At 71.7% G+C, this 11,485-nt stretch carries 6 protein-coding genes; 3 read left to right on the top strand and 3 right to left on the bottom strand.

The genetic code is table 11. The features are described 5' to 3' along the window. Nucleotides 1-334 precede the first annotated feature (334 nt). Nucleotides 335-1,441, top strand: a complete 1,107-nt coding sequence (locus KO481_RS18630; RefSeq protein WP_215918403.1) for a DUF4189 domain-containing protein — start codon at nucleotides 335-337, stop codon at nucleotides 1,439-1,441. Nucleotides 1,442-1,568: 127 nt separating this feature from the next. Next, entirely contained in the window at nucleotides 1,569-1,820 is a 252-nt protein-coding gene (locus tag KO481_RS18625) for a mycoredoxin (protein WP_308166667.1), read from the top strand. A 55-nt stretch (nucleotides 1,821-1,875) separates the two neighbouring features. Here the strand turns inward: KO481_RS18625 and nudC are convergent, their stop codons facing one another. Continuing rightward, entirely contained in the window at nucleotides 1,876-2,805 is a 930-nt protein-coding gene (gene nudC, locus KO481_RS18620) for an NAD(+) diphosphatase (protein ID WP_215918402.1), read from the bottom strand. 92 nt (nucleotides 2,806-2,897) lie between these two features. On the opposite strand from nudC, the gene KO481_RS18615 reads away from it, so the two are divergent. Then, nucleotides 2,898-3,287, top strand: coding sequence for a DoxX family protein (locus KO481_RS18615; RefSeq protein WP_215918401.1), 390 nt, complete (start codon nucleotides 2,898-2,900; stop codon nucleotides 3,285-3,287). 61 nt (nucleotides 3,288-3,348) lie between these two features. Here the strand turns inward: KO481_RS18615 and KO481_RS18610 are convergent, their stop codons facing one another. Next, nucleotides 3,349-7,227 (bottom strand): ATP-dependent helicase, encoded by a 3,879-nt coding sequence (locus tag KO481_RS18610; RefSeq protein ID WP_215918400.1) that lies wholly within the window; start codon nucleotides 7,225-7,227, stop codon nucleotides 3,349-3,351. 455 nt (nucleotides 7,228-7,682) lie between these two features. After that, complete coding sequence (locus tag KO481_RS18605) at nucleotides 7,683-11,420, bottom strand: ATP-dependent helicase (protein WP_443677998.1); 3,738 nt, start codon at nucleotides 11,418-11,420, stop codon at nucleotides 7,683-7,685. Nucleotides 11,421-11,485 lie beyond the last annotated feature (65 nt).

The raw sequence follows: 11,485 nt of genomic DNA, 5'->3' as shown, positions 1-11,485 counted from the left end.
CCGCCCGCCACTTCGGACTCTGGCCCACCACCATCTCCCGCATCGAACGCGGACTCCAACGCGACGACGAACTCGCCAACACCTACAGACAATGGCTCACAACCGCTTGACAGCAATAGGAGCATCAGATCGGGCCGGGCCGCCGGAGATCCGGACGAACCGCCGCGGCGCGCGGCTACCGCACCCCCCGCGAATTCGAGGAGAAACCGCTCGCGGACGTGCGCTACAGTGACGAATCGATAGGTTCCACAACGGAGAAGGCGGGGGCGCGGTCGATGACCACACCGACGGCGGCACAGCGGGTTTCTCGCGAGGGTCACACGGGAAGTGACCGATGAGCCATCCCCCGGAACCACCGAATTCACCGCAGCCCGGCCAGCCGGACGAGGAGGCGGGCAAGCCGACCCTCTTCTATTCGGGCCAGCCGAATCAGACGCCCGGCGCGCCGCCCGCACCGGGACAGCCGTACCCGGCCGAACAGGCCACTCACCTGTACTCAGGCCAGCAACCCACTCCCGGCCAGGCATACCCGGCCGATCAGGCCACGCACCTGTACACGGGGCAGCAGTCCATGCCCGGACAGCAGCCGACGCCCGGCCAGGCATACCCGGCGGACCAGGCCACGCACCTGTACACGGGTCAGCAGTCCCTCGCGTCCGGTCAGCCCTATCCGAGCGAGCAGCCCACGCAACAGATCTCGGATCCGCAGCAGCCGTATACCGCTGCGCCGCAGGCTTATTCGCAGAATCAGCCCTACACACCCGGGCCGCAGCCCTACGCCGCCGCCGACCAGGGCTACCCGCCACCGGGCCAGTACCCGCCCGGTCAGCCGGGTCCGTACACGATGGGGCAGTACCCGCAGACCCAGGGCTATCCCCCGGGCCAGATCCCGCCGGGGCAGATCCCGCCGTACGGCACCGGTGGACCCTCCGGGTCCGGAGGCGGGGGCACCAACATTCCCCTGATCATCGCGGTGGCACTGGTGGGCCTGATCGTCGTGGGCGTCGCGGGCTACTTCATCCTGCGTCCGAGCCACCACAGCGACAACAACGTCGCCACCGGTACGTCCACCTCGTCGGCACCCGAGACCACCACCAGCGACATGCCGACCACGACCACCGAGATGCCGACCACCGCGGCGAACGTGTGGATCGCCGCCATCTACAACGAGAACACCCACCAGGTCTCCTGGGCCAAGAGCATGATCGGCTCCGCGGATGCCCAGTTGCGCGCGGAGAACGAGTGCGGCACCGGCTGCGGTAACGCGGCGTGGGCCGAGAACGAATGCATCGCGATCGCCATCGGCGGGGGCGACGGCTGGGGATCCAGCGGCGGCACCACGGCCATCGATGCCCAGAACAAGGCGATCAACATCGCGGAGACCAAGTACAACGTTCAGGGCCCGTTCCACACCTGGTCCAAGTGCACCACGGACAACTGACGATCCGGCCGTACCCCGGGGCGGTCCGGCGGAATCCGGCCTTCGATCCGCTCGCCCCGCCCCGGGAGTGACCGGCGGAACTACCCCCGTTGGGAACACGGGTGGACCGTTCGATGTTGAATGAGCCGTGACTGCGACAGACCTGACCATGTACTCGACGACCTGGTGCGGCTACTGCCGCCGCCTCGAGAAGCAACTCGACGAGGCCGGTATCACCTACACCAAGATCGATATCGAGGAGAATCCCGAGGCCGCCGAGTTCGTCGGCAGCGTCAACGGCGGCAACCACGTGGTGCCGACCGTCAAGTACACCGACGGATCCACCGCCACCAACCCCAGCCTGGTGCAGGTCAAGCAGGCCCTGGCCGCCATCGCCTGACGATCCGGAAATTCCGTCGTCCCGGCAGCACATGCGCCGGGACGGCGGTGTTCGTTCACGCCGCGGCGGCCCAGGATTCGACGATGGTCCGCGCGATCGAGATCGACCCCGGCAGCAGCAGCCGATGCTGCTCTGGATCGCTCGTCGTCGCGCCCGTGATCGACCCCCACGCGCCCGCGGCCAAGGCCGTGCGCACCTCCTCGCGGGTGAACCAGTGCGCCTCGGCGATCTCGCCGTCGGCAAAGACCAGCGGCTGATCCGGATCGCCCACCGCAGTGAAGCCCAGCATCAGCGAGCGCGGCAGCGGCCACGGCTGGCTGCCCAGATAGCGGATCTCGCGCACATCCAAGCCGACCTCCTCGCGGATCTCGCGCTCCACGCACCGCTCCAGCGACTCGCCCGCCTCGACGAACCCCGCCAGAATCGAGAACATCCGCTCCGGCCAGCTGTGCTGACGTCCCAGCAGCACCCGGTCGCCGCCGTCGTGGACCAGGCAGATCACCGCCGGATCGATGCGCGGGAATTCCTCGTGTCCCGCGTCGTCCACGCGCGTCCAGCCGCCGTGCGCGGGCGTGGTCGGGGTGCCGTCGGCCGCGCTGAATCCGGCGCGATCGTGCCAGTTCAGCAGTGCGAGCGCACTGCCCAGCACGCCCAGCATCACGTCGTCGAGGCGCACCGTGGACAGGCCGACCGCGCGCAGGTCCGCGAGCTGTCCCTCGATGTCGTTATCCCGCACCGCCCAGATGTGTGTGCCGTCGACACCGAGGAAGATGGCGCCGGGCGCCGGTTCGGCCGCCAGCGACGTGGCCGACTCCAGCACTACCTCCGAGCCCTCGACGCGAAACTGCCCGCGACGGTTCATGCGCAGCAACCGGGCGGTGGCCCAGCCCTCCTTCAGCGCCTGTTCGTCCGTGCGCAACTCCTCGGCGCGGTCGAGCGCGGAACGGGACAGCAGCGGAACTTGATTCAATTCGAAACCGGGCACGCTGACGAGACTATCCCGCAGAGTCGTCCGGGCACGCGGCGGAGGTGCGGGCCCCGAGTGACACTCCCGTCCAGGAGTGACACAGTGTCAGCATGAACCCGGAGTCCTCCGCGCGGCATCGACGCATCTACCTGCTGACGGCGTTGCTCTTCGGCGTCGGCACAACGCACTTCGTGATACCTGAACAGTACGACAAGATCGTGCCGCCCGCGCTGCCCGGCGAGGCGCGCACCTACACCTATGTCTCCGGCGTCGCCGAGCTCATCGTGGCGGCGGCGCTCTCGTTCCCGCGCACCCGGCGCCTCGGCGGGCTGTTCGCCGCGCTGCTGTTCGTCGCGGTGTTCCCGGCAAACGTGCAGATGGCGGCCGATGCCCTGCGGAACCCCAAGGCACCGCTGCCGCTCAAGGTGATCTCGGTACTACGGCTTCCGCTGCAAGTGCCGCTGGTGACGACGGCGCTGAAGATCAGCCGCGCGGCGTAGGGCACGATGCACCGGCCGCGAGCCGGTGGGCCCCGAAGGCGGCGACTCGGCACTCGCCGAATCATTCCGGCGGGCCGGGTGCGTCCTCGGTGGGCGACCAGGCCGGCGGAGTTGCCATGATCAACGCGGCCAGTTCGGCGGGGCCCGGCAGGTCGGGCGGGGCTATCGTGCGGCCGGTGCGCACGTAGTGGAATGCGGCGCCGATGCGGTCGAGCATCTGTGCCTCGTCGGCACCGGTGCGGGCGGCCATCAGCCGGGCCCAGGCCAGCCGGTAGACCGCCAGCTGCATCGCGACCGACTGCTCCTCCGAGCGAGTCGGCTCCGCGCCGGTCTTCCAGTCCACCACCAGCCAGCGCCCGCCCGGCTCGGCGAACACCGCGTCCATGCGACCGCGGATCAGCGTGCCCGCGACGGAGGTCTCGAAGGCCACCTCGACCTCCACCGGATTGCGGTTGGCCCACGACGAGGACAGGAACGCCTCCTGCATCCGGGTCAGCTCGGCATCGGCCTCCCCCCGGTCCGCCTCGCCCGGCAGCTCCAGATCGAAGGCCTGCTCGGCCCCGAACCAGCGCTGCAGCCACGCGTGAAATGCGGTGCCGCGCCGCGCGAACGGGCTCGGCGGATACGGCAGCGGACGACGCAGCCGCGCGGCCAGTTTCGCCGGATCTGCCCGCAGCTCCACCAGCGCGGTCGCGGGCAGCTGCTCGGGCAGTTCCACCTCCCGCACCGTGTCGTCGGCGGCGAAATGCTCGGCGAGCAGGGCATCGACATCCGCGGACCAGCCCTCCGGGTCGTCGAGGGCGGGTTCCTGTGCGCCCTCGGCCTCCTCCGCATCGCTGGGCTCGGCGTCCTCGCCGAACAGCGAGAGCTGCTCGGCCGAGCCCCGGGTAACCGGCCCGTCGGCCACCCGCGCCGGCAGGCCGAACCTGCTTTCCGGCGACAGCTCCGCCAGCGCGGAGCGGACCATGTCGGCGCCCGATTCGATTGCGGCGCGGCGCTTTCCGAGGGGATCGCGGGGCCAGCGCGCGGTGGCGGGATTGTCGGTGAACGGGTTCACAGCGTCCGGGGGCGGGCCCTGATCCCAGCGGTCGATGCGCACGGCGGTGACCAGGCCCGAGCCGGGAGCCTCGGCGGCATGCTTCAGCTCCAGCAGGAAGTCCGAGGGGCCCTTGGGGGTCGAGCCGGTCTCGGCCCAGTGGTGACCCGAAACGAACAACGCCCGTTCGGTTCTGGTGAGGGCCACGTAGAACAGGCGGCGCTCCTCGTCCAGCCGGCGCCGATTCAGCGCGTCCCTGTGCTGTTTGATCGCATGCTCCAGATCGGCGCGATCGTAGATGTCGGTCAGCTCGAGCACGGGCACGCCGTCGCGGGCGTCCTCGCGCTGCCGGTCGCCGCGCAGCGTGGTGGGCAGTTCGGCCAGCGCACCGAGCCAGGTACCCGCCGCCGCGCCGGACGGGAAGACACCGCGCACCACGTGCGGCACGGCCACCACCTCCCACTCCAGCCCCTTGGCGGCGTGCACGGTCAGCACCTGCACGCGGTCGTGGGCGACCTCGACCTCGCCGGGCTCCAGCCCGTTCTCGACCTCCTCGGCCGCCGCGAGAAAGCCCAGCAGGCCGCTCAGCGTCGCCCGGTGGTCACTGGCATATCCGGCCACGACCTCGGCGAACGCGTCCAGATGCTCCCGGCCCGCACCGCCACCGGCCGCCGCCCGACGCGCCTGGGTCTCCACGCCGACGCCGATCGTGCGCTCGACGTCGGCCACCAGCTCCGGCAGTGACTGACCGCCCCGTTCACGCAGCGCCCCCAGCTCCTGTCCGAGGGACTGGATGCGCTCGTATCCCGGCTCCGAATACTGTTCCGGCGCACCGGGATCGGCGATGGCATCCGCGATCCCGGCCCGTTCCGCGGGCTCGGGCGCCACCTCGCGCAACGCCTGCGCGAGCGCCTCGGTGTCAGTGATGGCCGCGGCCTGCTCCGGGGGGCGGGAGATGGACAGATCCCGGGCACGCCGGGATAGCGCGGCCAGGTCGCTGACCCCGATCCGCCAGCGCGCCCCGGTCAGGATCCGCATGGCGGCGCTGCCCGCCGCCGGATCGGCGATCAGGCGCAGCGTGGCCACGACGTCCGCGACCTCGGGGGTGGCGAGCAGGCCGCCCAGGCCGACGATCTCGACCGGCAGTCCCCGCTCGCGCAGCGCCTCCGCCAGCGGCGCGGCATCGGCGTTGCGGCGCACCAGCACCGCGGAGGTGGGCGGCGGCGCCCCCGCGTCCGCGTGCGCCTCCCATTCCGCCGCAATCCGCTCGGCCACCCAATCCCGTTCGTCGGCAACGGTTTCGGTCAGGGCCAGCGCCACCGCACCCGGCACCGCACCGGGCCGCGGCCGCAGCGCGTCTACATCGACGCCACCCTCGGTGTGCCGCAACGGTTCAGCCACCAGATTCGCCAGGTCCAGCGCCTCGGGCGGATTGCGCCAGCTGGTCAGCAGCGGCAGGATCGGCGCGGGAACACCGGGGGCACTGGGAAAGTCGGACGCGAACCGCGGCAGATTCGCCGCCGACGCCCCGCGCCACCCGTAGATGGACTGCATCGGGTCACCGACAGCCGTCACGGCGAGCCTGTTCGCCGCGCCACGCGGCTCGTCGGTCCCCTCATCGCTCCCGGAGACCTCCCCGGCATGCCTGCTCCCACCACCGGACGCACTCTCCCCGACCTGTCCGAACGCGCGCCCGCCGGTCACGAGAGCCGCATCCGCACTGCCGCCGTCGCCCACTACCCCAAGCACATGACCGGCACGCCCCCTCCCACCACCGGACGCACTCTCCCCGACCTGTCCGAATGCACGCCCGCCAGTCGCGAGAGCCACATCCGCACCGCTGCTGTCCTCGCTCCGCACGCCCGCTGTCCCAGGCGGAGCCCCGGCATGCATCGGCACGCCGCTCAGCGGCGTCTCCTCGGCACGGGTCGGCCCGTTGTCCGCCGCCGGGATTGCACCTGCGCCATTCAGGTCACCGAACAGGGCGGCCAGCAGGATGCGCTGGGCGTGGCCGGTGTCCTGGTATTCGTCCAGCAGGACCAGGCGGAAGCGGTCGCGTTCGGCGACGCCGACCTCGGGATGTTCGGCGGCGAGGCGGGCGGCCAGCGACATCTGCGAGCCGAAATCCAGTGCGCCCCTTCGGCGCAACTCCTCGGCCAGGCGCCGGACCAGCGGAAGCAGTGCGACGCGTTCGGTCTGCACGGCGACGATGTTCTGCAACTCCTGGCTGGGTCCGCCGCGCTGACGCGGGCCCTTGGGCAGGGTGAAGACCAGCTTCTCCAGCTCGGCGTGGGCCTGCACCAGCTGTTCGGGTTCCACCAGATGCTCGGCCAGCTGCCCCGACAGCGCGAGTACCGCCTCGGTCACCGACACCGGGGTGCGCTCGGTGTCCAGGTCGCCGTCCCAGGTGGTGACGACCCGGTGGGCGAGCTGCCACAGCTGAGTCTCGGTGAGCAGCGTCGCCGAGGGTTCCACCGGCAGCAGCAGGCCGTGCTCGGTGAGCAGGCGTCCCGCATAGGAGTGGTAGGTGCTGATCTCCGGTTCGGAACCGGCCAGCAGCCTGCGCAGACTCCCCGACGGATCGATCTCGCGCACCACGGACGAGCCCGCCAGCCGGGACAGACGGGTGCGGATGCGGGTCGTCAGCTGCTGCGCGGCCTTGCGCGTGAACGTCAGACCGAGCACGGCATCGGGAGCGACGAGTCCGTTCGCGACCATCCAGACCACCCGCGCGGCCATCGTCTCGGTCTTGCCCGCGCCCGCGCCCGCGACCACCAGCGTCGGGCCGGGCGGGGCCGAGATCACCGCCGCCTGCTCGTCGGTCGGCGGCGGCAGCCCCAGCGCTTCGGTCAGCTGCCACGGCGTGATGCCGCGACCCGAATCCCCCGCACCGGGGCCGCTCATACCTGCGCCTTGCTAGCGCTCGGCTCCGGCATGCGCGACGCGCGCCGTGATGATGATTCGCTCACAAGCTCGCTCATACCTGCGCCTCGCTAGCGCCCGGCTCCGGCATGCGCGACGCGCGCCATGTTGACGATTCACTCGCAGGCTCGCTCATTCCTCCGTCTCGCTCGACTCCGCTACCCACCGCACCCATGATCCGCTCGGCCGTGCTCCGCACACGCCTGCGCCGCGCCGAGACCGATTTCCCGCGTGCACGAGGGCACACCGTGTCCCGCTCGGGTGCAGCCGGTGTGCACCCACGCCGCCGCCCCGTGCGACGGCTCCCGTTTGCGCGGGAGCACACAGCACCGGCTGCTCGTCATGCGGAGCGGCGCACGTGCCCGGCGCGCACCGACACTGCGGTCGGGCGACCATGACGGCGCGCTGTACGGCCCGATCCCTCCGCTGTGTTCGGCTCATTCGTCGGTCACCTGCCGTCCGGTGTCCTGGACCGGGCAGCTGCCCGATACCGCGCAATGGCGGCAGCCGTCGTTGCGCATGGCCAGATAGCTGGGGCCGCGGGTGGATTCGGCGGCCTGGTGGATGGTGTCGCGCCATTGGCCGATCGACTCGTCGTCCAGGGCCTGCTGCATGCGCTGTGCGGCGCCCTCCTTGGCGCTGGGTTTGGCGACATAGACCAGTCGTGCTCCGCCCGGCAGCGGTCCGGCGGCCGGGTCGTCGGCGGTGTCGTCCAGCGCACCGGCGGCCGCGGCCACCTGATAGGTGGCCAGCTGGGCGTGCTCGGCGGCGGCCTGTTTGGAGATCGGCGTCTTACCGGTCTTCACGTCGACGATGACGAAGCGCCCCAGCGCATCTCGTTCCACGCGGTCGACCCGCCCGCGGATGCGCACCGGGTATTCGTCGGGGTTGCGGGCCGGCAGCACGCAGTCGACGGGCACCTCGACACCCAGCTGGGTGAGTTCGTCGCGGGTGTTGTGCAGCCAGGCCAGGAAGGTGTCGAGCATCGTCTCGGTGCGCCGCAGGTCCTGGCGCGAATGCCAGCTCTGCGGACCGGACTCGCCCGAGCCGGGATCCACCGCCTTCCACGCCCGCGCCAACGCGGCCTTGACCTGCGCCTCGCTGACCTGACCGGCCAGCGCCTGCACCAGGGTGTGCACCAGATTTCCCTTGACCGCGTAGGAATTCTCGCCGTCACCGCCGCCGTGCCGCTCCAACGCCCAGCGCAGCGGGCAGGTCTTCAGCAGCTCCACGGTGGACGGGGACAGTGCGACCGGGCCCTCGTCCTGACCCCAGAGCGACAGCTGCGAGCTCAGCTCGGCGGTGCCGTACCAGTCGTCGGGGTGAGCACCGGGCACCCGCGCACCGGCCAGCCGGGCCAACTGCTGCGCCGCACGCCGCCTCCGGTGCGGATCGTCCTCGGGATCGCATGCCACACTACGCAATTCGGCGATCAGCGCGTGCATGACCAGCGCCCGCCCGGGATCCACCGGGGCCGGGATGCGGCCGGGCTCACCCGCCGCGGCGGCGGCGTCGAGCTCGGCCAGGAACCGCGAGGGCACCAGATCGCGGTCGCCAGAGACCGATTCGACGGCGGTCACCAGCAGCGAGCGGCGCGCCCGGCTGCAGGCGATCAGCAGCAGCCGCCGCTCCTCGGCCAGGATCGGCGCCGACCGGCTGATCCGCTCACCCGAATCGGCAATGCCCGCAACGAAATCCACCAGATCCTCGACGCCCAGCAGTGTCCCGCGCGGGCGCAGGTTCGGCCAGATCCCCTCCTGCACACCGGCAACCGCGACGACGTCCCACTCCCGCCCGGCCGCGGCATGCGCGGAGACGATCGCCACCGCGCCGCCCGACTCGGTGACCGGCGCCGAATCCTGCGGAATCTCCTGCTGTTCCAGATATTCGACGAAGCCCTCGAGGGTAGCGCGGGGCAGCCGGTCGACGTAGGCGGCCGCGGCGTCGAACAGCCCGACCGCGGCGTCCAGGTCGCGATCGGCCTGCATGGCGCCCGCGCCGCCGCGCTCGGATTGCCCGACCCAGCGCCGTTCCAGGCTCGACGCCGTCCACAGCGCCCACAGCACATCCTCGAGCCCGGCACCGCGCCGCGCGGCCTTCTCCGCCCGCCGCACTGCCTTGAGCACCCGGCGCAACGGCGCGGACTCCACCTCGGTGAGCCGGTCCAGCAGCGAGGCGTCGCCCGTGTCGGTGATCAGATCGCGGAGCACCTCCGCGGAGGATCGGTCCAGATCCGCGAAGCGCGCGGAATCGTTCGTGCCGGAATCGAAGTCGTCGTCCATCTCCCCGGCGGATGCCCTGCGTCGAGTCCCGATCCCGTCGGCCGCCATGGCGTCGACGCCGACGGCACGATCCACATCGACCCGGTCAGGGCTCGGCGCGTGGCCGGTTACGTCCGCATCCACACGCGATATGCCCGAGGCATTCCCGCCCTCCGGCGCATGTGATTCGACAGCGGCGCCGGGCGTGCGCGGGATACCGGATCCGTCCGGCTCGGGTTGCCCGGCGGCGCCCGCCCACGGGTCGGCGGGATCTCGCCGCCCGCGTTCGAGCACGGTCCTTCGGATACCGCGGCGCAGGCGGCGCAGGCTGATCTGATCGGCGCCGCCCAGCGGGCCGGTCAGCAGGTCCAGGGCGTCGTCCTCGGTGAACAGGTCGGGGCGGGCGCGGGTGCCCGCCAGCAGCGCGCGCAATGCCAGCAGCATCCAGGTGGCGCCGCGGCGGCGAGCCAGGGGCACATCCGGCTTCGGCTGCAGCACGGGCACTCCCGCCGCCAGCAGGGCGCGCCGCAGCGGCGCCAGGGACAGCGGCACCGACCGCACGACGACGGCCATGCTCGACCACGGCACGCCGTCGGTGAGGTGGGCGCGGCGCAGGTGATCGGCGATGAGCGCGGCCTCCTTCGCCGGGGTCGTCAGCACCCGCACCGAGAAGGCCGCTGATTCCAGGGCCGGATCGGCGGGCTCACCGCCGGAATCCACACTGCCGCTGCCGTTCCCGAAATCCGCACCGTAGTGGCCGTTCCGGGAATCCGATTCCCCGGACGGGCTGCGCCGCGCACCGTTCGGACCGAACCGGTGCGGTGCGCGACCCGGCATCCGAGCAGCTATGCGGGCCACCGCATCGTGCACCGGAGCCGCGGCCCGATGGTTGTCGTGCAACACGATTCGGCGCTCGGCGGCCGTCTCGAGATCGGCGAGAAAACGCGGATCCGCGCCACGGAAGGTGAACACGGCCTGATCCGGATCCCCGGCCACCACCGTGCTGGCCGCGCCCCCGCCGACCACCCGGACCAGCTGCGCCGCCAGCGGATCCAGATGCTGGGCATCGTCGACCAGCAGGCACCCGATGCGGGCGCGCTCGGCATCGAGCAGGCCCGGGTCCATCGCGAACGCATCCAGCGCCGCGCCCACCAGCTCGGCAGCGTCCAGCGCCGGCGCACTCGCCTCGGGCGCCTCGATGCCGACCGACCAGCGCAGCAGCATGGCCTGCTCGTACCGTTCGGCGAAGCGGCCCGCGGCCTCCCATTCGGCGCGATCGCGCGACCGGCCCAGCTCGACCAGATCCTCGGGCCCCAGCCCGCGCTCGGTGGCGCGCAGCATCAGGTCCCGCAGCTGCTCGGCGAAGCCGAGCGTGCCCAGCGCGGGCTGCAGCCGCTGCGGCCACAGTTCGACCGCACCGCCGTACGGACCCGCCGGATCCGCCTGGATGTCCTCCAGTTCCCCGCGCAGCATCTCGCGCAGCACCACATCCTGTTCGGCGCCGGTCAGCAGCCGCGGCGGCGGATTGCCGTGTGCCTCGGCGTGCATGCGCAGGATCGCGAAGGCGTACGAGTGCACGGTGCGCACCAGCGGCTCGCGGGTCGCGCCCGGCACGCCGCCGACGATCGCGTCCAAGGGATCGCCGACAGCCGCCGAGACCTGCCGGGCGATCGCGTTGCGCACCCGGACGGCGGCCGATTTGGAGTGCGTGAGCACCAGGATCGACTCCGGGTCCACGCCTGCGACGATCCGGTCGGCCGCGATGTCGACCAGCAGCGACGTCTTTCCCGTGCCCGGCCCGCCCAGCACCTGCCAGGGCCGCCATCCCGGGTCCGCGCCCGCACCGCCCGCGAACAGCGTCCGGACGTCGGCGCCCCACTCCCGCGGGCGAGGAGCCGTCTCGCCGCGGCGCACGAGTCGCACCGAGCTATCCGATCGCATCACGGCCGCTATTTCAACAGACACCCCCGACAGGAAAT

Source organism: Nocardia albiluteola, from assembly GCF_018860155.1.
In the GTDB taxonomy this organism is placed as follows: domain Bacteria; phylum Actinomycetota; class Actinomycetes; order Mycobacteriales; family Mycobacteriaceae; genus Nocardia; species Nocardia albiluteola.
Note: the sequence above shows the minus strand (reverse complement) of the source record. Positions and strands in the feature narration are given on the sequence as shown.